Annotated in this window: 19 protein-coding genes; 9 read left to right on the forward strand and 10 right to left on the reverse strand. The window is 73.8% G+C overall.

Features of this window, described 5'->3' with window-relative positions:
* Positions 1-64 precede the first annotated feature (64 nt).
* The gene (locus tag M1E25_RS05355) at positions 65-439 is read right to left on the reverse strand and encodes an STAS domain-containing protein (protein ID WP_251410389.1); all 375 of its coding nucleotides are present in this window, start codon (positions 437-439) and stop codon (positions 65-67) included.
* A gap of 343 nt (positions 440-782) precedes the next feature.
* Between M1E25_RS05355 and M1E25_RS05360 the strand changes: the two genes are divergently transcribed.
* Positions 783-1,355 carry a sigma-70 family RNA polymerase sigma factor gene (locus M1E25_RS05360; protein ID WP_251410392.1) on the forward strand — a complete coding sequence of 191 codons (573 nt, stop codon included), beginning with the start codon at positions 783-785 and terminating at the stop codon, positions 1,353-1,355.
* Complete coding sequence (locus M1E25_RS05365; protein WP_251410395.1) at positions 1,352-2,668, forward strand: zf-HC2 domain-containing protein; 1,317 nt, start codon at positions 1,352-1,354, stop codon at positions 2,666-2,668. The genes M1E25_RS05360 and M1E25_RS05365 overlap by 4 nt, the downstream gene beginning before the upstream one ends.
* Before the next feature lie 73 nt (positions 2,669-2,741).
* Here the strand turns inward: M1E25_RS05365 and purU are convergent, their stop codons facing one another.
* The 3 genes from purU to M1E25_RS05380 form a co-directional block, all read right to left on the reverse strand.
* On the reverse strand, positions 2,742-3,614 hold the full coding sequence (gene purU / locus M1E25_RS05370; protein ID WP_251410398.1) for a formyltetrahydrofolate deformylase: 873 nt from the start codon (positions 3,612-3,614) through the stop codon (positions 2,742-2,744).
* A gap of 38 nt (positions 3,615-3,652) precedes the next feature.
* Positions 3,653-4,153, reverse strand: coding sequence for an SCO4402 family protein (locus M1E25_RS05375; protein WP_251410401.1), 501 nt, complete (start codon positions 4,151-4,153; stop codon positions 3,653-3,655).
* Between the two features lie 121 nt (positions 4,154-4,274).
* Positions 4,275-5,936: a hypothetical protein gene (locus M1E25_RS05380; RefSeq protein WP_251410404.1), complete on the reverse strand. Its 1,662-nt coding sequence runs from the start codon at positions 5,934-5,936 to the stop codon at positions 4,275-4,277.
* 323 nt (positions 5,937-6,259) lie between these two features.
* Between M1E25_RS05380 and M1E25_RS05385 the strand changes: the two genes are divergently transcribed.
* Positions 6,260-7,615 carry an amidase gene (locus M1E25_RS05385; RefSeq protein ID WP_251410407.1) on the forward strand — a complete coding sequence of 452 codons (1,356 nt, stop codon included), beginning with the start codon at positions 6,260-6,262 and terminating at the stop codon, positions 7,613-7,615.
* Positions 7,616-7,676: 61 nt separating this feature from the next.
* Here M1E25_RS05385 and M1E25_RS05390 read toward each other — a convergent pair whose 3' ends face one another.
* Entirely contained in the window at positions 7,677-9,053 is a 1,377-nt protein-coding gene (locus M1E25_RS05390) for an NsdA family TPR-like regulatory protein (RefSeq protein ID WP_251410410.1), read from the reverse strand.
* A gap of 427 nt (positions 9,054-9,480) precedes the next feature.
* Here M1E25_RS05390 and M1E25_RS05395 point away from each other — a divergent pair, with 427 nt between their 5' ends.
* The 3 genes from M1E25_RS05395 to M1E25_RS05405 all read left to right on the forward strand — a co-directional run bounded on the left by M1E25_RS05395 (position 9,481) and on the right by M1E25_RS05405 (position 12,820).
* Positions 9,481-10,224, forward strand: coding sequence for a bifunctional DNA primase/polymerase (locus tag M1E25_RS05395; protein ID WP_251410413.1), 744 nt, complete (start codon positions 9,481-9,483; stop codon positions 10,222-10,224).
* 62 nt (positions 10,225-10,286) lie between these two features.
* Positions 10,287-11,153: an ABC transporter ATP-binding protein gene (locus tag M1E25_RS05400; RefSeq protein WP_251410416.1), complete on the forward strand. Its 867-nt coding sequence runs from the start codon at positions 10,287-10,289 to the stop codon at positions 11,151-11,153.
* Positions 11,150-12,820 (forward strand): transporter, encoded by a 1,671-nt coding sequence (locus M1E25_RS05405; protein WP_251410419.1) that lies wholly within the window; start codon positions 11,150-11,152, stop codon positions 12,818-12,820. Before M1E25_RS05400 ends, M1E25_RS05405 begins: the two co-directional genes overlap by 4 nt.
* A gap of 48 nt (positions 12,821-12,868) precedes the next feature.
* Here the strand turns inward: M1E25_RS05405 and M1E25_RS05410 are convergent, their stop codons facing one another.
* The 3 genes from M1E25_RS05410 to M1E25_RS05420 all read right to left on the reverse strand — a co-directional run bounded on the left by M1E25_RS05410 (position 12,869) and on the right by M1E25_RS05420 (position 17,338).
* Positions 12,869-14,998, reverse strand: a complete 2,130-nt coding sequence (locus tag M1E25_RS05410; RefSeq protein ID WP_251410422.1) for an ABC1 kinase family protein — start codon at positions 14,996-14,998, stop codon at positions 12,869-12,871.
* A 210-nt stretch (positions 14,999-15,208) separates the two neighbouring features.
* Positions 15,209-16,072, reverse strand: a complete 864-nt coding sequence (locus tag M1E25_RS05415; RefSeq protein ID WP_251410425.1) for an alpha/beta fold hydrolase — start codon at positions 16,070-16,072, stop codon at positions 15,209-15,211.
* 573 nt (positions 16,073-16,645) lie between these two features.
* Positions 16,646-17,338, reverse strand: coding sequence for an iron-dependent transcriptional repressor DtxR (locus M1E25_RS05420; RefSeq protein WP_251410428.1), 693 nt, complete (start codon positions 17,336-17,338; stop codon positions 16,646-16,648).
* Positions 17,339-17,500: 162 nt separating this feature from the next.
* On the opposite strand from M1E25_RS05420, the gene M1E25_RS05425 reads away from it, so the two are divergent.
* Positions 17,501-18,250: an SIS domain-containing protein gene (locus M1E25_RS05425; RefSeq protein WP_251410431.1), complete on the forward strand. Its 750-nt coding sequence runs from the start codon at positions 17,501-17,503 to the stop codon at positions 18,248-18,250.
* A gap of 12 nt (positions 18,251-18,262) precedes the next feature.
* On the opposite strand, the gene M1E25_RS05430 is transcribed toward M1E25_RS05425, so the two are convergent.
* A complete protein-coding gene (locus M1E25_RS05430) occupies positions 18,263-19,603 on the reverse strand; it encodes a PAS domain-containing protein (RefSeq protein WP_251410435.1) in 1,341 nt (446 codons plus the stop codon).
* A 539-nt stretch (positions 19,604-20,142) separates the two neighbouring features.
* Here M1E25_RS05430 and M1E25_RS05435 point away from each other — a divergent pair.
* Together M1E25_RS05435 and M1E25_RS05440 are read left to right on the forward strand one after the other, a co-directional pair.
* Positions 20,143-21,786 (forward strand): alkaline phosphatase D family protein, encoded by a 1,644-nt coding sequence (locus M1E25_RS05435; protein WP_251410438.1) that lies wholly within the window; start codon positions 20,143-20,145, stop codon positions 21,784-21,786.
* Between the two features lie 26 nt (positions 21,787-21,812).
* Positions 21,813-23,081, forward strand: coding sequence for an alkaline phosphatase family protein (locus M1E25_RS05440; protein WP_285830412.1), 1,269 nt, complete (start codon positions 21,813-21,815; stop codon positions 23,079-23,081).
* Positions 23,082-23,472: 391 nt separating this feature from the next.
* Here M1E25_RS05440 and pdxH read toward each other — a convergent pair whose 3' ends face one another.
* Complete coding sequence (gene pdxH, locus M1E25_RS05445; protein WP_251410643.1) at positions 23,473-24,117, reverse strand: pyridoxamine 5'-phosphate oxidase; 645 nt, start codon at positions 24,115-24,117, stop codon at positions 23,473-23,475.
* Between the last annotated feature and the right edge of the window lie 105 nt (positions 24,118-24,222).

The raw sequence follows: 24,222 nt of genomic DNA on the forward strand, positions 1-24,222 counted from the left end.
GAAAGCGGCTTCGGGCAGCGGGTCGGACTTTCGGGTGGTCCGCGCCCAATGACAGGTCGCGGAATCAGGCGGAGAGCGGGCTCGCAGCTTCGTCCAGTGCCGACGTCACGTCGGCGTACACGTCGAACAGGCGGCGGACGCCGAGCGCCGCGAGGACCCGGTTCACGTGCGAACCGTCCTCGGCGCCCCGGGCCGGGAGGATCAGCCGGAGACGGCCCTGACAGGAACGCATCAGCCGGCGGGCCGCAATGAGGACGCCGACGCCGCTGGAGTCGCAGAAGCGCACCCCGGACAGGTCGAGGACGAGACTTCGGCGCCCCTCCGCGACCGCGTCGTGCACATGCTGGCGCACCGCGGGGGACGTCACGAGGTCCATTTCACCCGAGACCTGCAGGATCGCCCATTCTCCCTGCTCGCCCTCCAACACTTTCAACGTCACGCGCTCGAAGTCCCTTCGCTCGCCTCGGCCGGAAGCAATCCTTCCGGGTCGGCTGCCCGACCGCTCCGGCCCGAAACACGGTTTCCGGTGCAGACCCCCGCACGACCCTATGCGCAGCACGCCGAGTTGCCACCGGCCCCCGGCCAAAGTGACGAGATCTATACCATCGGTTGCTTCGCCAGAGGTGCACATTGCCGCAAAGGGTCCCGCATTCCGGGCCCCGGCGACTACATTCGACGGGACGGAACGGACGCAGCGGTCCACGGCTGCCCGGACCCCGGCATCACGAACAGGCGCGCCGCGGCCCGCCCGGTGCCCACCGAGACGGCGGAGGAGGTGCTGGATGACACAGGAAGCCCCCTTCCTCTGGGACCGCAAGATGCAGCAGCGCCTGACCCGCGGCGAGGCCGCGGCGCTCGGCGAGCTGTACGACCGGTTCGCCTCCCTCGTGCACGGCCTCGCCCACCGGGTGCTGAACGACGAGGCGGCCGCCGACCGCATCACCCGCGAGGTGTTCGCGACCGTGTGGGAGAACCCCGGCACCTACGACCCCAGGCGCGGTTCTCTCCGGTCCTGGATCGCGGACCTCACCCGCCGCGAGGCCGTCGGACTGCTGCGGCTGACCGAGGCCGAACGCGCCCGCACCGGCGGCGGTACGGCCGAGGACGTGGAGGAGAAGGTCCGCCAGGCGTCCGCCGCCGCCCGGGCCGACTACATCAGGTCCTCCATGCCGGCGTCGCTGCGCGCGGCCCTCGAGCTCGCGTACTTCCAGCGCCGCGACTACCGTCAGGCGGCCCTCGACCTCGGCGTCACCGCCGACGAGGCCCGGCGCCGGCTGAGACTGGGCCTCCAGCTGCTGTCCACCGCCGGAGCCGGCCCCGTCCCCGCGCCTCCCGTGCACCGGCGTGCGCTGTGAACGGCCCCGACCGCTCCGGGCCCGAGGGCCGCGACCCGTCCGAGAACCGGCCCGGCGGGGTGCCCCGGATACCGCCGCCGCGGCCCGCCCCCGACGACAGCGGGATGCTGCCGCCGGTCCGCCCGGGCGGCACCCTGCCCGCGCCCCGTGCGGCGGCCGACGACCCGCACCCCGTGCTCCCGCCGCCGTCCGCCGCCGCACCGGATACAGGACGCTACGAGCACAAGGTGCTCAAGGCCCTGCTCGGCGCCTGGGCACTGTCCGCCTGCTCCGCCGAGGAGACCGCAGCCGTCGAGCAGCACCTCAGCGACTGCGCGGCCTGCGCCGACGAGGCCGTGCGGCTGCGCGAAGCGGTCGGCCTGATGCACCGCGAGGACAATCTCGATCTCGATCCGCTGCTGCGCTCCCGCGTCCTGGAGAGCTGCCTGGACCGGCGTCCCGCACGCATCCCGGTCCCCGACTGGGCCGGACCGTACGACGCCGAGACCGCTCGACTGGACGCCCTGCTGCGCGACATGGACAACGCCGAGTGGTCGGCACCCGTGCGGCTGCGGTGGTTCGAGGGCCGGTCGATGGTGGAGCGGGAGAGCAGCGTCGCGGGTGTGCTCGGCCATCTGATGACCGTGGACGGCGCCGTGGCCACGGCGTTGGGCCTCGACGACCCGCTGGGCCCGTCCGCACCGCCCGGGGGCACACCGACCGCACGCACCGAGGCCTACTGGCAGGGAACGGGCGGGAAACCGGGCGACGTCCACGCCCCGTGGCGCCGGCAGGCCCACACCCTGGTGCGCACGCTGTCCTACGGGCGGCCGGACATCGCCGGACTCCCGGTCTCCTACGGCGCGTTCGCACTGCCGCTGCGCGACTCGCTGCTCGACCGCGCCTTCGAGTGCTGGGTGCACGCCGAGGACATCGCGGAGGCCATCGCCTACCCGTACCAGCCGCCGGCGGCCGCCCACCTCAACCGCATGATCGACCTGGCGATGCGCATGCTCCCGGAGGCCCTCGCCCGACGGCGCCGTGCGGGGCTGGCCGGGCCGGCCCGCGGGCCCGCGCTCGCCGGGGCGCCCGGCCGCAGCCTCCATCTGGAGGTGGAGGGCAACGGCGGCGGCGACTGGTACATCGCGCTGGACTCGCCGGCCGCCCGGTCGTCGGAGGAGGGCGCCGTGGCCCATGTCGCGCTGGACGGAACCGAGTTCTGTCACCTTGCCGCAGGGCACATCCCGCCCGAGGAGGCCGCGGCGGGGCAGCTCGGGGACCGGGAAGCCATCCACGACGTGCTCTCGGCAGCCGCCTCGCTCTCGCGGCTTTGACGGGGGCGCGCCCGGCGAAGGCGGAACCCGGCGGAGGGTTCCGGCCCCTGCCCCGGCCGGGGCGTGCGACGCGTCAGTTGAAGACGACGGTGCGGTGTCCGTTGAGCAGCACCCGGTGCTCGCTGTGCCACTTGACCGCGCGGGCCAGCGCCTGGCACTCGACGTCCCGGCCGACGGCGACGAGCTGCTCGGGCGTCACTTCGTGGCCCACCCGCTCGACCTCCTGCTCGATGATCGGGCCCTCGTCGAGGTCGGCGGTCACGTAATGCGCGGTGGCGCCGATCAGCTTCACCCCGCGGGCGTGCGCCTGGTGGTACGGCTTGGCGCCCTTGAAGCTCGGCAGGAAGGAGTGGTGGATGTTGATGATCCGGCCGGACAGCTCCTTGCAGAGGTCGTCCGAGAGCACCTGCATGTAGCGGGCGAGCACGACAAGTTCGACCCGCTCGGCGCGCACCAGCTCGAGCAGCTGCGCCTCGGCCTCCGGCTTGTTGTCCCTGGTCACCGGGATGTGGTGGAAAGGGACGTCGTACGAGGCCGCCAGTTCGGCGAAGTCCGTGTGGTTGGACACCACGGCCGCGATCTCCACCGGCAACGCCCCGATGCTCGCCCGGAACAGCAGATCGTTCAGGCAGTGCCCGAACCGGCTGACCATCAGGACGATCCGCATCCGCTGCTCGACCCGGTGGATCTGCCAGTCCATCGCGAAGGAGTCACCGACGGCGGCGAAGCTGTGCCGGAGCTTCTCCAGGTCCACCGGCGCCTCGGCCGAGAAGTGCACCCGCATGAAGAACAGCCCGGTGTCGTGATCACCGAACTGCCTGCTGTCCTCGATGTTGCAGCCCGTGATGTAGAGGTAGCTCGACACAGCGTGCACGATGCCCTTTTTGTCCGGGCACGACAGGGTGAGGACGTACTGGTCGGGGGCGGCGGACTGCGAGTCGTTCATGGCTCACACCCTCGCACACCCGTGCCGCCGCCCGTCCGTCAGACCGCCTGCGTCGCCGCGGCCAGGCCTTCCAGTGAGAGCGGCGGTACGTCCGGGTCCTCGCCGTCGTTCCCCGCCAGCCGCACGTGCGCCTCCCGGGCGGCCCGTACGGCCTCGGTCCAGGCGTGGTGGTCGAGGTACGCGGACACCGGCGCGTCCGGACCCACCTGGTGCATGATCCGGAGCACCCGCAGCACGGCGGTGTCGACGAGCGCCGCCTCCTGGGAGTCGCGGAAGATCGTGCCCACGTACTTCTCGGCGGACCAGTTGTCGAGCCAGGTGTCCTCGACCAGGCGGTACACGGCGTCGGTGACGTCCCCGTAGCCCTGGGCCCCGGCGAGCCAGCAGTTCTGCTGGAACGTCGGGTCGGAGAGCATGTGCAGCGCGGAGCGCACATTGCAGCGCCAGCGCCACCACGGCATGTCGTTGAGTGGCATGACGCCCATGGTGGTGGAGCGACGGCCCCTGCGGGAAGAGTTCTCCGTACCTTGCACGGTCATCGATCGTACGTTCCTCGGTCGGCGGGACGAACGGCGCCCGGCGTCGGTCACCGAACGTCCCGGTGGAGGCATCCTGCGGTCACGGTCCGTCCCGGTCACCGCCGGGACGGGCCCCCGGCCCTCAGAGCTGCCCGTACTGCCGCTCGGTCAGCCCGTGCTCCCGGGCGATCGCGTTCCACAACTGCGCGGCCCGCTTCTTGGCGACCGTCGCGTCGCCGCTGGCCCGGTTCCCGGCCGCCGTGTGGGCGGTGGCCCGGGCCTTGCCCTTGTGACAGCCCTTCTTGCCCCCGACCTGCTCCGCCCAGGCGGCGTAGTGCAGGTCCGCGGAGGCGGAGGCCTTCCAGGCGGCGTTGAGCGAACCGGCCAGCTCGGTACGGGCCGGCAAGCTGTCGATCTTCGTCTTCGCCAGCCGGGCCACGAGGCTCTTGCGCTGGTTCGCGGCCTCCCGCAGGTCCTTCGCCGCTGCGTCCAGGTTGGTGCACGTCTTGATGCTCGCGACCGCCCTGATCACCTTCGAGCGGCTGTTGTTGCTGTCCGCGAGGAGCGCGTCGAGTGCCTTCGCCTGCTGCACCGCCGGACCGGGGCCCTTCGGCTCCTTGTCCTGCCCGGCCCCCGCGCCACCGGGCTTCTTGCCGTCCGACGCGTCGTCACCGCTGCTCAGCGCGGCGCCGGCGGCCAGGCCGACCACGGCGCAGGCCGCCACGACGATCCCGATGATCGCGGCCGTCGACAGTCCCCTGCTGGAGGCGGCGTTGCGGCGCCCGGCCCGGCTCTGCGGTTCGTACCGGCTCGGCCCCGCGCCCTGGGGACCGTACGGCGGATGATCTCCCCCCGCGGGCGGCATGTGACGTGTCCGGTCCCCCTCCGGCGCCGAGTCGCTGCGGAACAGGCCGTCGAACTCGGCCGGCGGCGGCCGGTCGCCGGGCATGCCCGGCCGGATGCCGAACGGCGCACTCGAGGGGCGGGGCGGCTCACCGCCGGCGACGGGCGGGGCGTGACGGGGCCCGTCGGCCCCGGGGCCTGTGGCCGGGGGAGGAGCGTGCACGCCCATCACCCGGGTCGCGTCCGCGTCGGCCCCGGGTCCGCCCGGCGCGCCCTGGTGCGGACGGCGCCGCCCCAGGAAAGCCGTGCGCTCCGACGCCGGCTCGGCGGGCTCCTCGGGGGGCAGCGGAGCTCCCGGCGTCCCGGAGGCCGGCGGCATGAACCGGGTGGCCTCGGAGTCCGGTCCGGGCGGCGGCCAGGAACCGGCGCCCGGGGCGCCGCCGCGCTGGCCGGACCCGTCGAACGGCGAGGCGTGCGGCTGCTGCGGCGGCAGCATCTGGGTCTCGTCCGCGGCGGCCGGGGACGGCGGCGGCCCTGCCTGGGGATACGGCGGCTGCTGGTACGGCGGCATCTGCCCCGGCGGCTGCGCGGGGGGCGCCGGCGGAGCGGCGGGCGGCAGCGTTCCCGGCTGCGACGGATACGGCCCGCCCGGCGGCAGGCCCGGTCCGCCGTCCGACCGGTGCGCGTCACCCGCGGCGGTTCCGCCCGGGTACGACTGCCCGCCGCCGGGCTCGGATCCCCAGGCCCCGTCCTGCTGCGGCTGCGCCGCAGCCGCCGAGTCCGGGCCCCAGGGCTGACCCCACGGCTGCCCGGCGGCCGGCGCTCCCTGCGGGTCGGGGGCCCAGGAGCCACCGTGCGCGGGCTCTGCGGAGCGGGGGCCGGAGGAGGGCAGAACGACGCCCTCACGCGCGGGCGGGACCGCGGGCAGGTGCGGTTCGTTCCCCTGTCCGTTCTGCGACACCGGAACTCCTAGCGGCTGGCCTGAGGGCTGGACTGAACTGACGGAACCAGCCGTTCACGCTACCGGTTCCCAACGCCCGGCTGCCATGGCCCTGGTGGGCCGACGCCCGCACCCGTACCCCGCCACCCCGACCCACCCGCCCCCGGCCAGCACCGCCGTCGCACCCGGGCCCGGCACCGAGTGGCGGACGTCACGGTTCCGCTCACGTGCGCACCCGGGCCCGCCCACCCCCTCGACCGCGACGGCCGGGTGCGGCACAGTGATCAGCGCACCCGACCCGGGCGACGTCGAGCGCCGGGCGTACGCCTCTCCGAGGAGCACATGTGAGCTGGGCCGGCCGGACCGCCGTGGACATCGCCGCCGCCGTACGCGAGGGCCGGGTGACCCCGCGCGAGGTCGTCGCCGAGCACCTGGAGCGCATAGAACGCCTCGACGGCGGGATCCACGCCTACCGCACGGTCCTCACCGCCCGGGCGCTCGAGGAGGCCGACGCACTCGCCTCCCGGCCCGGTCTCGACCGGCTGCCGCTGGCGGGCGTACCGGTGGCGGTCAAGGACAACGTGCCCGTCCGCGGCGAGGCGCTGCGCAACGGCAGCGCCGCCACCCCGGACACCCCCGCGGACGAGGACCATCCGGCGGTCCGGCGGCTGCGCGAGGCAGGTGCGGTCGTCGTCGGGCTGACCCACGTGCCCGAGCTGTGCGTGTTCGGCACCACCGACGGCCCGTACGGCGTCACCCGCAACCCATGGGATCCGGGGCACACGTCGGGCGGCTCGTCCGGCGGCAGCGCCGCCGCGGTCGCGTCCGGGACGGTTCCCCTCGCACTCGGCGCCGACGGCATGGGCTCGCTGCGCATACCCGCGGCGTGCTGCGGACTGATCGGTTTCAAGCCCGGCTGGGGCGTCGTCCCCGCCGAACTGGGCGGCAGCAACTGGTTCGGGCTGGCGGAGAACGGTCCGCTGGCCACCACGGCCGCCGACGCCGCGCTCATGTTCTCGGTGCTGGCGGGGCGGACGCCCGTGGACCCCGCCGCAGCACCGGCTCCCGCTGCACCGGCCCGGATCGCGGTGTCCACCCGCAGCCCGCTCGTGGGCGTTCCGGTGACGAAACCGTATGCCGCCGCGGCCCGCGGCGCGGCCGGACTGCTCGCCGGGGCCGGCCACCGGGTGGAGTCCGACGACCCGCCCTACCCGGTCTGGCTGGGCGCGGCCGCGCTCGCCCACTGGACCGCCGGCACCGCCGAGGACGCCGAGGGACTGGACCCGCAACTGCTGACCCCCCGCACCAGGCGGCATGCCGCAGTGGGCCGGTTCGCCGCCCGGACACCGCTGCTGGGCAACGGAACGCGGGAGCGGCTGCGGGAGCGGCTGGCCCCGTTCTTCGCCCGGTACGACGCCCTGGTGCTCCCCGCGCTCGCCCGCCGCGCCCCGGCCGCCGAGCCCTGGCACACGCGGAGCTGGCTGCGGAACCTGGCGTCCAACACGTTCTTTTCTCCGTTCACCCCGGTGTGGAACCTGGCCGGCTGGCCCGCACTCGCCCTGCCGTTCGGCACGCTGCCCGGCGGCGCGCCGTGCTCGGTGCAGCTCGTGGCGCCGCCCGGCGGGGAGGACCTGCTGCTGGGTCTCGCGACGGCGATCGAGTCCGGACGCCCCTGGGAGCGCACGGCCCCGCAGCCGTGATGCGGGACCGGCGGGGTCCGTTGCCGCGGTGTCCTGAGGAGGCCCGGCCGGCGGGTCCGGGTCAGCCCACCCCGGCGGCCAGCCGGGCCCCGAACTCCCGCACCACGGCCTCCCGGGCATACGGTGCCAGCCGCTGCCGCAGATCCCGCAGATACCCCTCGCCGATCTCGGAACGCAGCCCGGCGAGCAACTCGGCGGCGCGCAGCCCCGTGCGGCACGCCTCATCCAGCGCCCGACGCTGCACCTGGGCCGACGCCACCAGCACCAGGGCGACCAACCGGCGGCGGACCCGTCCCTCGTCGTGCCCTGCGAACGCCTCCTGCGCATACCGCAGCGCCTCCTCCGGCCGGCCCAGATCCCGGTAGCAGTGGGCCAGTTCGTCGGCGAGGCAGGCACGGTCGAAGTGTTCGATCCACTCGGGCTCGGGTCCGCTGCCCGTGCGGTCCATGGCCGCCACGGCGCGCTCGACGGCGGACTCGAAGCCCCGGCCGTCGCCGAGCAGCGCGTGCCCGCGGGCCTCCGCGGCCGCGAACATCGCCTCCGCGCGCGGAGGCAGTGCGCCGCGGGTGCCCTCCTGAGCGGTCCGCGCGAGCTGGGTGATCTCCCGCGGGTTTCCCAGCAGGGCGGCCAGGTGGCTCATCCCCCACGCCAGCACATGACCGCCGTACCCGCGGTCGCCGGCGGCCTGGGACAGCCGCAGCGCCTGGATGTAGTAGCGCTGGGCGAGGGCCGGGTGTCCGGTGTCGACGGCCATGTAGCCCGCCAGTTCGGTCAACCGGGCCGTGTGCGCGAACAGTTCACGTCCCACGGCCTCGGTGTACGACCCCTCGAGCAAGCCGGAGACCACGCTGTTGAGGTAGTGCACGGCCACGGAGCGCAGATGCCCGCTGCCGTACCGGTGGTCCAGCGCGGTGAGCGCCAGCGTCATGGACCGGACGGCGGCGGCGTCGGACGCGCCCACCCTCGGCCCGGCGTTGCGCGCGACGTGCGGGTCCGGTCCGGTGATCAGCCAGTCGCGGCTGGGCTCGACCAGCGCCGTGGCCGCGACCCCGGAGCCCGGCAGGAAGTCCCGGCGCCCGACGTCGCTGCGCCACAACTCGCGCGCCTGCTCGACGGCCCCGCCGACCGTTGCGGCGAACCGCAGTCCGAGCGCGGAGGAGAGGTCGTCGCCGGCGGCCATCCCGATCTCGTCGACCGTGACGGTGCGCCCCAGCTTGCGGCCGAGCGCCTCCGCGATCAGGGCCGGGGCCCTGCCGCGCGGTTGCTGCCCGCGCAGCCAGCGGGCGACCGACGTCTTGTCGTAGCGCAGGTCGAGGCCGTTCTCGGCCCCGCACGCGTTCACCCTCCGGGCCAGACCGGCGTTCGAGCAGGCCGCCTCGTGGATGAGGGCCTGCAGCCGTTCGTTCGGCCGGCGGGCGCTGAGCGGCCTTGCGGCCATAGGACTACCCCCTCTGCATGACGCGGCAACGACGCCGCTCGTGCGGATCCGGCGCCGGACCCCGACGGCGGGCGTCGCGCTCGGCGGAAGCCGGAAACACCTGAACGCCCACGGGACCCCGGACCTTCGCGGGGAAAGCCGTCAACGAAGCGGACGACGCACAGGCTCTATGCCCTTCGACTATGACGGGAATTCCTGATATTTCTCCCGGTCATGGCGCAGATTCGCCGGTCGGCGCAGCCTTTTCGGCCACGGGGCCCGGGCGCCGCAAGCGGCGAAACGATGCATCGGCCGGGCCGTGCCATGGCGCATTCCCGCGCCCGGCTGTCCGGTCCTCCCGAACGGGAAGCGCCGGACACGCCGCAGTGGCAGCCGGCGCCCGTAACCGATGCCCCCGGCGGCAGTTGTCATGGTCGTGGAAGAGACCGTGACCCCGACCGGAACCTCCCGTCCCGCCCCGCCGCGGGACAGCGAGCTGCTCGACGCCGCGGTGGCCTACGCCCGGGAGCGGCTGTGGGACGTGCACCCCGGCACCTGGCCACGGGGAAACGGTGACTGCTCCTGCGCGGCTGCCGGCGACTGCCCGGCCCCGGGCGCCCACCCCGCGCAGTCGGACTGGGAGGCGCGTGCCACCAGTAACCCGGACACCGTGCGGACGATGTGGGAACAGCGGCCGCGGGCGTCGATCCTCCTGCCGGCCGGCCGCACCTTCGACGTGCTCGACGTGCCCGAGGCGGCGGGCTGCCTCGCCCTCGCGCGGATGCAGCGGCTGCGGCTGCCGGTCGGGCCGGTGGCGTGCACCCCGCACCGCCGGATGCTCTTCTTCGTGCTGCCCGGCACTGCCGCCCACGTGCCCGACCTGGCACGCCGGATGGGCTGGCGGCCCAGCTCCCTCGACCTGATGGCCTGGGGCGAGGGCCACTTCGTCGTGGCGCCGCCGAGCCGCCATGGCGCGCTGGGACCCGCCCGCTGGATCCAGCCGCCGACGTCCGACAACCGGTGGCTGCCGGACGCCGAGGAGATCGCCGGGCCGGTGGCCTACGCCTGCGCGCGGGACGCCGCCTCCCCCTCCGGGAGCACGATGCCGCCGCTCCTCGTACGGGCGGACCCCGGGCCCTCGCGGGTCGTCCTCCGGAGCGATTCGCGCCCCTGGGCCCCGCACCTACGCTGACCCCCGGGGCGGACCGCCCGCCTCTCCCCGGCCGCGGCCGGAGCAGTGAACGGGGGCGCCGCATGGTGCGCAGCGGGACGGAGCACACGCCGGACCGGCAAGGAACAGCGGGTTCACCGGCACCACCGGACGCGGGAGCACCGGGCACGCCGCCCCCGGGACCACCGGCCGTACGGATCCAGGGGCTGTGGAAGCGGTTCGGGCAGCAGGACGCGGTCGCCGGCGTGGACCTGGAGCTGCCGGCCGGCAGGTTCCTCGGCCTGGTGGGCCCGAACGGCGCGGGCAAGACGACCATCCTGTCCATGGTCACCGGACTGCTGCGGCCCGATGCCGGCCGGGTCGAGGTGGCCGGCCACGACGTGTGGCACGACCCGGTGGCGGTGAAGTCCCGGATCGGGGTGCTGCCCGAGGGCCTGCGCCTGTTCGAACGGCTCTCCGGACGCGAACTTCTCGCCTACGTCGGCCGGTTGCGCGGTCTGCCCGGCCGGGAGGTCGACGATCGCGCCGGCCAGTTGCTCGGTGTGCTCGACCTGGCCGACGCGGGCAGCAAGCTCGTCATCGACTACTCGACGGGCATGCGCAAGAAGATCGGGCTCGCCGCGGCCCTGCTGCACAACCCCGAAGTCCTCTTCCTCGACGAGCCGTTCGAGGGTGTCGACCCGGTCTCGGCGCAGACGATCCGCCGCGTTCTCGAGCGCTACACGGCATCGGGGGCCACCGTCGTCTTCTCGAGCCACGTCATGGAACTCGTGGAGAGCCTCTGCGACTGGGTGGCGGTGATGGCCGCCGGCCGGATCCGCGCCCAGGGGCCGCTGGCGGCCGTGCGCGGCGATGCGTCCTCCCTGCAGGAAGCCTTCCTCGAACTCGTCGGCGCCGACCGGACGTCCGGCGAGCACGAGCTGGACTGGCTCGGCGGGGGTACCCGATGAGAACGCCACCGACGACGCCGCCGGCCGCACCGGTCGCGCCACGGGCCTGGTCCGGCCGCCCCGCCCCGGGCCCCGCTGCTTCGGCCACCGCAGTGTTCGTCCGGCTCAAGCTGGCGCTGCTGCGGGGCGGGTTGCGGCAGTCCTCCGGACGCCGGGCGGCGTTCGCCGTCGCCGCCGTGGTGTCGCTGCTGCTGGCCGCGAGCCAGCTCCTCGTCCTGATCGCCCTGCGCGGCCACGAACACGCGGCGGCGGTGGCCGTTGTCCTCGCCGTGGTCCTCGCGGCCGGCTGGGCCGTGGTGCCGCTGCTGGTGCCCGGCGGCGACGAGACGCTCGACCCGACGCGGCTGGTGATGCTGCCGCTGCGGCCCCGCTCGCTCGTCGTCCCGCTGCTGGCCGCCTCGCTGGTGGGCGTCGGACCGGTCTTCGCCCTCGCCCTCGCTGCGGGGTGTGCGATTGCGGTCGCCCACGGTGCGGCGGGGGCGGTGACCGCTGTGCTCGCCGTGCCGCTGACGGTTCTGGTGTGCGTGGCGCTCGCGCGGGCCGTCGCGGCCGCCAACATCCGGCTGCTGACGAGCCGTCGCGGGCGTGATCTCGCCCTGCTGAGCGGCCTGTTCATCGCCATCGGCTTCCAGTTCGTCAACATCGGGGTGGAGAAGCTGACCGCGCCCGGTGGTCTGGCACTGCTGGAGCCGGCGGCAGGCGTACTGCGCTGGGTGCCGCCCGCCTCGGCGGTGGCGGCGGTCCGGGCGTCGGGCGAGGGCGCGTACGGGGAGGCGGCCGTCCTGCTCGGGCTCACCGCCGCGGCGCCGGTCCTGCTGCTGTGGTGGTGGGAGCACAGCCTCACCCGGCTGATGACGTCGCCCGACGGCTCGACGCTCCGGGCCGTGTCGGCACCCTCGCGCAGGGAGCGCGCGGGCTCCGGTCCGGCCGCTCTGCTGCCGGCGGGGCGCAGCTCGACGGTGATGGTTCGGTCCCTCCGCTACGTCCTGCGCGACCCCAGGACCAAGGCGGCGTGGGCGACCTCTCTGGGCATCGGGCTGCTGCTGCCGGTGGTGTCGTCCGTCCAGGGCAACCGGACCCTGTGGACGGCGTGCTGGGCGGCCGGCCTGCTGGGCATGCAGATGTTCAACCAGTTCGGCCAGGACAGCTCGGCCTTCTGGATGGTGGTGCAGACGGTCTCGTCGCCGCGCGACGCGTATCGGGAACTGCGCGGCCGGCTGCTGGCGCCGGCCGCGGTCGGACTGCCGTACGTGACGCTGGTGACCGTCGGCTCGGCGGCGTTCCTGCACCGGTGGCCGGACCTTCCCGAGGTGCTGGGGGTGGCCCTGGCGCTGTTCGGGGCACTGCTGGGAACGGGTGCGGTGGCCTCGGCCCTGTTCCCGTACTCCATCCCGCAGGACAGCGGCTACAAGAACGTCGCGCCCGGGCAGGCCGGTCTGGCCTGGATGAGCATCCTGGGCGGCGTGTTCGCCGGTGCACTGCTGTGTGCGCCGGTGGTGGGACCGGTCGTGTGGCTGCACGTGACGGGCGGGCACGCCTGGCTGTGGCTCGCGCTGCCGGTGGGTGTGGCCTACGGGACGGCGCTCGCGCTGCTGGGGCTGCGGCTGGCCGCTCCACGGACCGCGGCCCGGTTGCCGGAGATCCTGACGGCGGTCAGCAAGGGGTGAGTCGAAGCCGGGAAGCGGTCACCGGTCGCAGGATGCGCCGGACACGTCCTACCGCTCCTTGCCCACCGCCGCGTACAGGACCCGCAGGGTCAGCACGGCGCTGACGGCCAGGAGGTTGTAGCCGAGCAGCGGGTACAACTCCAGCTGCTGGGTGGCGTGCGGGCCGCGGCCGGTGCCCAGGACGAGCATCAGCACGCCCATCAGCCCGGTTCCGGCCGCGAGCAGGGTGACCAGCAGCTGGTGCACCAGACGGGAGACGAAACGCCGGTCGCTCTCGTCGGCGAACAGCCGGAGGCGTGCGGAGAGACGGCCCTGTTCCAGGGAGGTCGTGATGCGTTCCGCCCGTCTGGGCAGCCGCCGCAGCATGGGCAGCAGGGGGAGGAGTTCCTGGGCGACCGTGCGGGCCAGGGCTGCGCCGTCCTGCACCGCGGTGTCGGAGGTGAGGGGTTCCAGGTCCTCCTCGGGAGTGCCCGTCCAGCTCGCGTAGGAGCGGCCCGCTCGGGCGGCCAGCCGGCCCGCCGGTCCGGCGGCGAGGCGCTCGGTGACCAGGCGGGTCGCCACGCCCCGTGCCTCGTCCACCAGGTTGAAGCCGGGCGAGAGTCGGGTGAGGGTGCCCTCGAGGGTGGCCAGCGAGCGGAAGACGGCGGCGACCTCCGGGGGGACGGTCAGCCCGAAACGGGTGAGCAGCCGGAACAGTGAGGAGAACATCTCGGCGTCCGGGTGAGCGGCCGGGCCGAGGTGGCGGGCCATGAACTGGCCCAGTTCACGTTCCAGTTGGAGGGTGTCGACGATCTCGTCGCGGTTCTGCAGCCGGGGCCCGAGGAGTTCCAGTAGGGCGTCGCACATCCCGGGCGGGTCGCTGCGGTCGACGGCGAGAAGCAGATGCTGGATGGCGTCCCGGACGGTGGGGTCGATGCGGCCCACGGAGCCGAAGTCGAGGAGGCCGATCCGGCCGTCGGCGAGCAGCAGCATGTTGCCGGGGTGGGGGTCGGCGTGGAAGACGCCGTCCCGCATGATCTGGCGGAGCATGGCGCCCAGCACCACGCGGGCCAGGGCGTCCCGGTCGAGTCCGCGTGCGTCGGCGGCGGTGCCGGCGCGCTCGAGTGTCACGCCGTCGAGCCACTCCTGGACCAGGACCCGGGCCGACGAGAGGTCGTGGTGGATCCGGGGCACGCGGACGGGGGCGTCCTGGGCGTGGCCGCCGCACGCCGCGGCGACCATTTCCGCGTTGCGGGCCTCGATGCGGAAGTCGAGCTCCTCACGGACCGCGACGGCGAAACCGTCGGCCAGTTCCCGCAGCCCGAGCCCCTGGACGGAGCGGGTGCTCACGTGCAGGCCCTGGGCGATGGCGAGGACGATGTCGAGATCGCGTTCCACGGATTCGCGGATGGCGGGCCGCTGGACCTTGACGACGACCTGGCTGCCGTCGCGCAGGGTGGCGCGGTGGACCTGGGCGATCGAGGCGGCGGCCAGCGGCCGGTGGTCGAACTCGGCGAAAACCTCGCCGACCGGTGCCCCGAACTCCTCGTGGAGCACCGTCTCGACCTCACTCCAGGGTGCGGGCGGGGCATCGCTCTGCAGCCGGCTGAGTTCGTCGACGATGTGCGGGGGCAGCAGGTCCCGCCGGGTGGACAGGACCTGGCCGAGTTTGATGAACGTGCCGCCGCACTCCTCGAGGGCGAGCCGGAGCGAGCGGGCCGCCAGCAGCCCCGCATCGTCGGGGCCGGCGGCGCGCTCGAGTCCGGCCCGGCCGCGGATGTAGCGGCCCAGCCCGTGGCGCATGAAGATCCGGCTGATGCGGGAGTAGCGGCGGGCCCTGAGGGCCCGGCGGTGGAGGGCGCGTGCCCACTGCACCGGGCGGGGCCAGCTGCCGGAGGGGACGAGCACCTCGACGAGGGCGAGCATGGCCATGGCTGCGAACAGGGACAGCGTCAGCGAGACGGTCAGCAGCGCCGCGCGGGTGTCGTTGTCGTCGAGCGCGAAGTTGAACGCCTGGAAGGCGGCCATGCCCGCGGCGCAGGCGACGACGGTGCGGAGCACCCCGACGCGGATACCGAGCAGACGGCGGGCTCCGATGGAGACACCGGTCAGGAAGACCGTGAGGCTCACGCCGACGGCAAGGACGGTGAGAATCCAGTGGGCGGCGTCGTCAAATGCGCTGACGGCCTGGTGCGGCATGACGTGGTGTCCCTCGGCTGGCGTGCGGGGGCGGCGGTGCGGCGGGCGAAGGCGCCCGCCCGGGACGCCGCCCGGTCCCCGGGTGTCCCCGGCCATTAGACAACGATCCGTGGGTGCGGTCAGCATCCCGTCCGGTTGACCGTCCCGCCACGGGGACGCCGGTGTCGGTGCGGCAGCGTCGTCCCCGCACCTCCAGCGGGCCGTTTCCGCTCAGATCGGAAGGACGCGCTCCAGGAAGGGCTCGACGGCAGCCCGCCACCCCTCGGGCCGGTCGTAGTGGACGAGGTGGCCGCCGTCGGAGACCTCGGCGTACACCCCCTGCGGGAGCACGCGGACCATCTCCTGGGCCTCGGCCCGGCCCAGGGAGCCGTCGATGCCGCGGACCACGAGCGTCGGGCACTGCACACCGGAGAGTTCGTCCCAGTGGGCGTCGTGGACCCAGGTGCTCCGCGAGGCGAGCATCTGACGACGTGAGAAGACCGGGCGCCAGCCGTCGGAGCACTCGGCCATGACCTCCGCGTAGAAGTCTCCGCGGGCCGGGTTGGGGCGTTCGAGCTGCGGGTCGTCCTGGCCGAACCAGGTGCGGACGTCGGCGAGGGTGGCGAACGGCAGGGGCCAGGAGTCGAACCACGCCTCCCACTCGAGCTGCGAGCGGGCGCCGAGCGCCGAGGCCCGCATGTCGCTGATGACGAGGGCCCGGACGAGATCGGGCCGGGCCGCGGCGAGCTGCCAGGCGGTGAGCGCGCCCATGCCGTGGCCGATGAGGACGGCGGGGGCGAGGTTCAGTTGGGCGAGCGCGGCCTCGACGTCGGCGACGTACGCCTCGCGGGTGCAGCACCCGTCGGCCGGGCGCTCGCTGCTGCCGTGACCGCGGAGGTCGAGGCTGACGGACCGGTGACGCGCGGAGATCCAGCGGGCGGCGCCTGCCCAGTGCGAGGCACGGCCGGTCAGGCCGTGCAGCAGGAGCACTCCGGGGGCCTGTGTGTCCGCCCCGCCTTCCCGGGTGGGTTCGGTGAACTCCCAGGCCGCGAGCCGCAGACCGCCGGCTCCGGTGACGTCGATACGTCGCGCCATCGGTTCCGGCACCCCCTTTCCCTGTGGCCCGGCCGCATCGGCGGCGGTCGGTTCCCCGGTTCGGTCGGACGGTTCGTTCCGGACCTCCACGCTATCGAACTCTTATTCGAACAAGGTGCATCTGCGCACAACAACCCTCGTTCGAGTGACCGGGCTCAAGGATTGAGCCACGTTGTCGAGGAAAGGAAGTGACTGGGAGGTCCTGGGGATCGGACCCTGGGAGCTCGGGGCTCCGGGTCCCCCCGGGAACACATGGGGAACGGGGGTTCCGGCGGCGCGATAACGCCCCGGAACCCCCGCCGCGGCTCCCGTCGCCCGCATAGCGGGTCACGTCGGTCCGTGCGGGACAACGCATCGTGCCTCCCCTGGCTCGCCGTCCTCGGGCACGGGCCCCCCAGCCCTGCTTCGGCCTTCTCTGCCCACGGTTGCGGCAAGCGCAAACGCCCGGGCCATATGCCTGTGCCACAGAGTCGCACGACCGGGCTCCGCGCGCCCCCCTTCCGGCAGGAATCGGGGAGACCGGATCCGGCAGGGCATCCCCCGGGCGCGGCCGCCGGGTGACCGGTCGCGGGCTCAGCGCTTGGCGACGAACACGTGCGAGGCGATGTCCGGCTCCAGCTCGGCGACCTCACCGCTGCTGCCGACCAGCACCCCGCCGGCCGACTCCGTCACACTGACCACCGAACCGGGCTGCACCCCGGCCCTGCGCAGCGTGTACATCAGCTGCGCGTCCGTCTGGATCGGCTCGCCGATCCGCCGCACGACGACGGTCTTCGCATCGGCCCCGGGGTGGAGGTCCATCAGACTGACCATGCCCTCGTCCAGGAACGGGTCGGCCTCCGCCTGCTCCCCCAGCTCGTCGAGGCCCGGGATCGGGTTGCCGTACGGCGACTCCGTCGGGTGCCGCAGCAGCTCGAGGACCCGGCGCTCCACGGCCTCGCTCATCACGTGCTCCCAGCGGCACGCCTCGGCATGGACCTGCTCCCACTCCAGGCCGATCACGTCGACGAGCAGGCACTCGGCGAGCCGGTGCTTGCGCATCACCCGGGTCGCCAGCCGGCGTCCCTCCTCGGTCAGTTCGAGGTGCCGGTCCCCGGCGACCTGGACCAGCCCGTCCCGCTCCATGCGCGCCACGGTCTGGCTGACCGTCGGGCCGCTCTGGTCGAGCCTCTCGGCAATCCGGGCTCGCATCGGGACCACACCCTCTTCTTCAAGCTCCAGGATGGTGCGGAGATACATCTCCGTCGTGTCGATGAGTCCGGACATGCGCGCCCCTCGATAGCTCGTGCGGTGGCCCTTCCCCAATTCTGACGCATCCCGCGGACAGCGGTGCCGCACCGGCCGGGGCCGCCCTTGACAGGACGCCGTTCCGGCCACGAACGTGATCGACACCACCCGGCACCCGGCGACCGGAAGGACCTGGCGGCCATGACCGAGGACACCCCGGCCGCACGCTTCCTCGACGCGGCCGTCGGCCTGCTGCAACGGGTGCACGAGGAGGAGCAGGAGAACCTCGGCGCGGCGGCCTCCCTCGTCGCAGGCACCGTCGCCGCAGGCGGCCGCCTCTTCGCGTTCGGGGCCGGGCACTCCTCGCTTCCCGCACAGGACGTCGTGTACCGCGCGGGCGGCCTGGCCCTGATGAACCTGCTCGCCGTGCCGGGCGCGACCGGTGTCGGCGCCGGTTCCGCGACCCTCGGCAGCGCGCTGGAGCGGGTGAGCGGGCTGGCCGCGGCCGTGCTCGCCGCCGCCCCGGTCCGGGCCGGCGACCTCCTCGTCGTCGTGTCGCTGTCCGGCCGCAACGCGCTGCCGGTCGAGACGGCCCTGACCGCGCGCTCCCTCGGCCTCACGGTGATCGGGGTGACGTCGCGCGCCTACGCCGACGGCACCGCCTCCCGGCACCACACCGGCACGCACCTGGTGGACCACTGCGATGTCGTCCTGGACAGCAAGATCGCGGTCGGGGACGCCGAGTTGAGGGACGACGGCATCGATGTCCCGTTCGCTCCCGCCTCGACCGTGGTCACCAGTGCGCTGATGCAGGCGCTCATGGCCTCCGCGGCGGTGGACATCGCCGCCCGCGGCATCACCCCGCCCGTACTGAGCTCCGGCAACGTCGACGGCGGGCACGAGCGGAACGGCACGCTGATGGCCGAGCACGCCGACCGGATCTTCTACTGACCTGAACGGGCGTCAGGAACCGGTGGCAGCGAGGCAGGCCGCGAGGTCGAGCGCTGCCGCCACCCGCACCGCCACGTCCTCGGCGCAGGCGGCGTCGGCCCGGCCGAACGCACTGCGGCCCGGCCCCCGGAGAAACGTCAGCACCCCCAACGTCCGTCCCCGGCTGCGCAGGACGACGCACAGCGCGTGCACCACGTCCTCCGGCCAGCCGCGCTCCTGCGCCCACGACCCGGGAACGGCACCGCCACCCGAACTCGCGCGGACCGAGCCGGTGCGCTCGAGCGCCTGGAGTGCGGGATGGCCGTCGAAGTACCCCACGGGGACGCCGCCCGACGCGACGGGCGTGCACGGTCCCGGCGCCCCTTCGGGCGTCCGGGCCACCCGCACCAGCCGGACCGGGTCCTGCGCCGCCACCGCGTCGATCAGCGCGTGGTCGGCGAAACCGGCCAGCGCGAAGTCGACGTGCACGGTCGCCGCATCCAGCGGCTCCTCGCACTCGACGGCCGCCCGGCCGGCCCGGTGCAGCTGGTTGCCGCGAAAGCGGAGCAGGGAGTTCTCCTGCTCCTGCCGCCGGGCGGCGGTCACGTCCTGGAAGAACCAGCCGACCCCGAGCGGGACCGGATCCTCCGCCAGCGGGCCGGCCAGCCGCACGAAGCCGCTGCGCCAGCACCTGCGGGGCGCGTCGGTCCCGGCGATGCGCACCCACACGTCCATCGGCTCGGGCGGAGCCCCCTCGGCGAGCACGAACTGCAGGGCGCCCTCCAGTTCCTCGGCCCCCTGGGAGAGCAGTTCGCCCAACGGGCTGCCGAGAAGGCACGCCCGTTCACCGCCCAGCGCACGGGACGCGTACGGGTTGACCACGGCCGGGCGCAGATCGGCGTCGACGAGCACCACTCCCCAGGCGGCGTCCGCGAACAGGGCCTCGCTCAGCGCGACCGAACGCTCCAGGTCGATCTGGGTGCGCACCTCGCTGAACGCGCAGTACACGCCGGCCGGGCGGCCGTCGGCGCCCCGCACCCCGCACGCCTGGAACCGGACGAGGACCCGGCCGCCGTCCTTGGTCAGCAGCGCGAACTCACCGACCCGGCGGCCCGGCGCGTCCATGACCCCCAGCAGCCGGGTGCGCACCTCGTCGGCGTCCGCGGACCGCACCGCCCAGCCCGCCAGGCCCGGGCGGCCGACGGCCTCCGCGGCCGACCAGCCGAGCATCCGCTCGGCTTCGCGGTTCCAGTGGGTGACGGTGCCCTTCGCGTCGAACGCGCACAGTGCGACGTCCATCCCGTCGAGCAGAGCGGCGAGCAGGTCCGAAGCGCCCGACGAACGGACACGGCCCGCGGGCCGGGAAGCACTCATCGCGCACCCCCTGGTGGACGTGTGCATGCGAAGCACCACATCATTCAACTCCTCTGTGACGCAGAACACACGGAGTTCGGGGAAAGTCACCGCCGGCGAAGGCCCCGGAAAGGGGTTGTGGGACCGCCTTCCGGTACCTAGCGTGTGACGTACACGAGAAGGGAGGTGGTTCGGAAGTGCAGACATACCGGACGCGTGAGGTGACTGCGGGCTAGCGCCCGTCGTCGCACTCTGCGCATCGGCCGGACCGGGACCCTTCCCGATTCGGAAGGCCAGAGGCGTACGTCCGCGTGACAGCGCGGCAGCGCCGGCCAATCCATCGCAGTCACCCGACCCGCGAGCCGCCGGTTCGTCCGACCGGCTCCCCGGCCGCCGTCACGGCGCCCCGGGGACCAGGCTCGCGGGTCGTCTGCGTTCCGCGGACCGACAGGACCGATGTCCCTCCCCGGTCCCGATTGCTGCCGTTCCGGGGCTCCCGGTGGCACGAATAGTCATCAGCAGGCTTCCGCGCGTACACCCGGTGCCGCTAGGAAGCATGCATGTCCTTCCTCAACCGCCGCCGCTTCCTCTCCGCCGCCGGCCTCACCGCCGCCGGCGTTCTCACCACCCGGACCGTCCTGCCCGCCCACGGGGCGACACCCGCCGCCACCGGCGTGTTCCGCCACGGGATCGCCTCGGGCGATCCGCTTCCCGACGCCGTCCTGCTGTGGACCCGGGTCACTCCCACCGACGAGGCCGCCCCGGGCTCCGGCGCCGGACCCACAGTGGACGTCGGCTGGGAGGTCGCCACCGACTCCGGATTCCGCAACGTCACCCGCTCGGGGACGACGCCCGCCGGGCCGCAGACCGACCACACCGTCAAGGTCGACGCGAGCGGGCTCGACGCCGGAACCACCTACTGGTACCGGTTCACCTGCCAGGGCGAGACGTCCGCCGCCGCCCGCACCCGCACCGCCCCGGCCGCCTCCGGCTCCCCGACGGGACTCCGCTTCGGCGTCGTCTCCTGCGCCAACTACATGGGCGGCTTCTTCTCCGCCTACCGTCACCTCGCCGCGCGCACCGACCTGGACGCCGTACTGCACCTCGGCGACTACCTCTACGAGTACGGCGACGGCGAGTACGGCCCCGGCCCCGGGATCGGGCGCGGCCACGACCCGTCAGGAGAGATGGTCACCCTCTCCGACTACCGCCGCCGGCACGCCCAGTACAAGCAGGACCCGGACCTCCAGGCCCTGCACGCCGTCGCCCCGTTCATCGTCACCTGGGACGACCACGAGTCGGCCAACGACGCCTGGAGCGGCGGCGCCGAGAACCACACGCCCGGCGCCGAGGGCGACTGGACGTCACGGATCGCCGCCGCCCGCCGCGCCTGGGGCGAGTGGATGCCGGTCCGCGAACCGGACGCCCGCAGGCTGTACCGCCGCTTCGCCTTCGGCGGCCTGGCCGACCTGTCGTTGCTGGACCTGCGCACCTACCGCAGCAAGCAGGTCGGACAGACCGAACTCGGAGACGTCGACGACCCGGCGCGCAGCATCACCGGCGACGACCAGATGCGCTGGCTGAAGGACAACCTGGCCACCACGAAGGCCCGTTGGCGGCTGGTCGGCAACCCGGTGATGATCGCCCCGGTGGTCTTCCCACCGCTGCCGGACAGCATCGGCCGGCCCCTCGCCGACGTCACCGGGCTCCTGCCGCCCGAGGGCGTCCCGTACAACGTCGACCAGTGGGACGGCTACACCGCGGACCGCCGTGAACTGCTGTCGCACCTGCACGACAACGGCATCGACAACACCGTCTTCCTCACCGGCGACATCCACTCCTCGTGGGCCGCCGACGTGCCGCTCGACGCGGGCACCTATCCGGCCTCGCCGTCGGTCGCCGCCGAACTCGTGTGCACGTCCGTGACGTCGGACAACCTCGACGAGATCACCAAGTCCCCGCCGCGCACGACTTCGGTCGCCGTCGAGGAGTCGATCAAGACCGCCAACCGGCACGTCAAGATGCTGGAGTTCGACTCCCACGGCTACTCGCTGCTCGAAGTGACGCCCGAGCGCGTGCAGATGGACTGGGTCTACATCAGCGACCGCACCGACCGGAACGCCACCGCCCGCCGCGCCGCCGGGTGGCAGGTCGAGGCCGGCAGCAACCGCGTCACCCCGGCCCCGTCCCCCCTCGCCCTCTGATCCGCCGCCTCCCCCGGAGAACCCTGATGCCACGCCATTCCCAGCCCCTGTCCCGCCGGAAGCTCCTGGCCACCGTCGCCGGTGGCGCGGGCGGGCTCATCCTCGGCGGCAGCGCCGTCCCCACGGCCACCGCCGCGCCGGACAGCCGGCTGCGCACCTACGTCCTGGTCGTCGACGGCTGCCGGCCCGACGAGGTGCACCCCGTCCTCATGCCGCGTCTGTCGAAGCTGCGCGACGAGGGCACGAACTACCCCTCGGCACAGTCCATGCCGGTCATGGAGACCATCCCGAACCACGTGATGATGATGACCGGCGTCCGCCCGGACCGCTCCGGCGTCCCGGCCAACGCCGTCTACGACCCGGTCGAGAAGACCGTCCGCGACCTGGACCGGCCGGACGACCTCGACGCGACCACGGTCTTCGAACTGCTCCGCGCCAAGGGCCTGACCAGCGGTACCGTGCTGTCCAAGCGCTACCTGCACGGCATCTTCGGCACGCGCGCCGACGTGCAGTGGAAGCCCGAGCCGCTGCTGCCCGTCACCGGGCACGCCCCGGACGCGTTCACCGCCGACGCGGCCATCGCCATGATCGACAGCTCGGACCCGGACCTGGTGTTCGTGAACTTCGGCGACGTCGACCGGGTCGGCCACAGCGACATCACCGGCACCACCCTCGAGGCCGCCCGGAAGGCCGCCCTCGCCGGCACCGACGCGCAGATCGCCCGCGTCCTGGACCACCTCACCGACACCGGGCGCTGGGAGAACAGCGTGGTCATCGTGCTGGCCGACCACTCGATGGACTGGTCCCTGCCGCACGCCGTGATCACCCTCGCGGCCGCCCTCGACGAGGACCCGCTCCTCGAGGACCACTACGCGATCGCCCAGAACGGCGGCGCCGACCTGCTCTACTGGACCGGCGCCGCCGAGGACCGCGACCGCGCCGTCGGCCGCATGCGGGACATCGTCGCCGCGCAGGACGGCGTCCTCTCGGTCCACGACCCGGCCGAACTCCGCCTCGGCGCACGGGCCGGCGATCTCGTCGCCTATGCCCGGCCGGGCTACCGGTTCTCCGATCCTGCGCCCGTCTCCAACCCGATCCCCGGCAACCACGGGCACCCGGCGACGCTGCCGATCCCCTTCTTCGTCGGCGGCGGCTCCTCGCGGGTCCGCAGCGGCGCGATCAGCAACGCCCCCGCCCGCACGATCGACGTCGCCCCCACGATCGCCGCCCTCCACAACCTCCCCGCCCCCAGCGAAGGCTGGGACGGCACCCCCCGCACCGAAGCCCTCACCTGACCCCGACCCCAACTCCCCCTCCCTCACGACGAAACGACGCCCAACCACCATCCACCCCCTTCCCTTCGACGGTGGACCGGCCGAACCCGGCCGGTCCAGCGCGGAATGCCGAAGCGCAACCGGGCGACCGGCAACGGCGGGAGGGGGACGGAGCCGGAGCAGACAGCCGAAGGGGGACGGGACCGGAGGGTCGGGGTCCTGGACGCTTCCGTGTATTTGTGGGCCGTCAGCGGGGGTGACGAACCAAAACCCCGCTTGCGCGGCCCGTAAATATACGGTCCAGGACCCCGAGCCCGCAGGCCCCGGAACCCGTCACCTCGCCGACGGCCCCAGCCCCTTCACCCGCGCCCCGACGGCCCCGCGTCCGAACCCGGACCCGCGCCCGCACCCCTCACGGACACAGCCGCTCCACCGTCCACTCCGCCCCGCCCCCGCCGTCCCCGCCCGCACCCCGGACGTACCGCAACCGATCGTGCAACCGGTTCATCCGCCCCTGCCAGAACTCCACCCGCTCCGGCACCACCCGGAACCCGCCCCACCCCGGCGGCACCGGAACCCGCTCCTCCGGCGGATACCGGTCCGCCAACTCCCTGTACAACCCGTCCAGTTCATCCCGGGAGCCGACCACGGACGACTGCCGGCTAGCCCACGCCCCGAGCTGCGACCCGTGCGGACGGGTCCGGAAGTAGGCGGCGGTCTCGTCCCGCCCGGTCCGCTCGGCGACTCCTTCGACGATCACCTGGCGGGCGACCGGATGCCACGGGAACAGCAGTGAGACCCGCGGGTTCGCGGTGAGCTCGGCCCCCTTGCGCGAGCCGTAGTTCGTGTAGAAGACGAACCCGCGCTCGTCGTACTGCTTGAGCAGTACCGTCCTCGAGCTAGGCCGCCCCGAGGCGTCGGCGGTGGAGACGATCATGGCGTTGGGCTCGTACAGCCCGCTCATCGCCGCCTGTTCGAACCAGCGGGCGAACTGCTCGACGGGCCCGGGGGCGAGGTCGGCCTCGTCGAGCCCCTCCGTGCGGTAGTGCTCGCGCATGGCGGCCGGGTCGAAGGCCCGGAAGGGCTGCGGTGCGGAATCGGCGTGGGACACGGGCTCATCTTGCAACACGCCCCCGCCGCGGGCACGGGACTCCGGCAGGCG

Origin of the sequence: Streptomyces meridianus, assembly GCF_023703325.1 — a bacterium.
In the GTDB taxonomy this organism is placed as follows: domain Bacteria; phylum Actinomycetota; class Actinomycetes; order Streptomycetales; family Streptomycetaceae; genus Streptomyces; species Streptomyces meridianus.

Excerpts from the sequence above, each read along its gene's own strand:
- M1E25_RS05375 (WP_251410401.1), bottom strand. The coding sequence starts at position 4,153 with ATGACCGTGCAAGGTACGGAGAACTCTTCCCGCAGGGGCCGTCGCTCC.
- M1E25_RS05410 (WP_251410422.1), bottom strand. The coding sequence starts at position 14,998 with ATGCCGCACCAGGCCGTCAGCGCATTTGACGACGCCGCCCACTGGATT.
- purU (WP_251410398.1), bottom strand. The coding sequence starts at position 3,614 with ATGAACGACTCGCAGTCCGCCGCCCCCGACCAGTACGTCCTCACCCTG.
- pdxH (WP_251410643.1), bottom strand. The coding sequence starts at position 24,117 with ATGCGCGAGCACTACCGCACGGAGGGGCTCGACGAGGCCGACCTCGCC.
- M1E25_RS05440 (WP_285830412.1), top strand. The coding sequence starts at position 21,813 with ATGCCACGCCATTCCCAGCCCCTGTCCCGCCGGAAGCTCCTGGCCACC.
- M1E25_RS05405 (WP_251410419.1), top strand. The coding sequence starts at position 11,150 with ATGAGAACGCCACCGACGACGCCGCCGGCCGCACCGGTCGCGCCACGG.
- M1E25_RS05390 (WP_251410410.1), bottom strand. The coding sequence starts at position 9,053 with ATGGCCGCAAGGCCGCTCAGCGCCCGCCGGCCGAACGAACGGCTGCAG.
- M1E25_RS05420 (WP_251410428.1), bottom strand. The coding sequence starts at position 17,338 with ATGTCCGGACTCATCGACACGACGGAGATGTATCTCCGCACCATCCTG.
- M1E25_RS05360 (WP_251410392.1), top strand. The coding sequence starts at position 783 with ATGACACAGGAAGCCCCCTTCCTCTGGGACCGCAAGATGCAGCAGCGC.
- M1E25_RS05415 (WP_251410425.1), bottom strand. The coding sequence starts at position 16,072 with ATGGCGCGACGTATCGACGTCACCGGAGCCGGCGGTCTGCGGCTCGCG.
- M1E25_RS05400 (WP_251410416.1), top strand. The coding sequence starts at position 10,287 with ATGGTGCGCAGCGGGACGGAGCACACGCCGGACCGGCAAGGAACAGCG.
- M1E25_RS05435 (WP_251410438.1), top strand. The coding sequence starts at position 20,143 with ATGTCCTTCCTCAACCGCCGCCGCTTCCTCTCCGCCGCCGGCCTCACC.
- M1E25_RS05430 (WP_251410435.1), bottom strand. The coding sequence starts at position 19,603 with ATGAGTGCTTCCCGGCCCGCGGGCCGTGTCCGTTCGTCGGGCGCTTCG.
- M1E25_RS05425 (WP_251410431.1), top strand. The coding sequence starts at position 17,501 with ATGACCGAGGACACCCCGGCCGCACGCTTCCTCGACGCGGCCGTCGGC.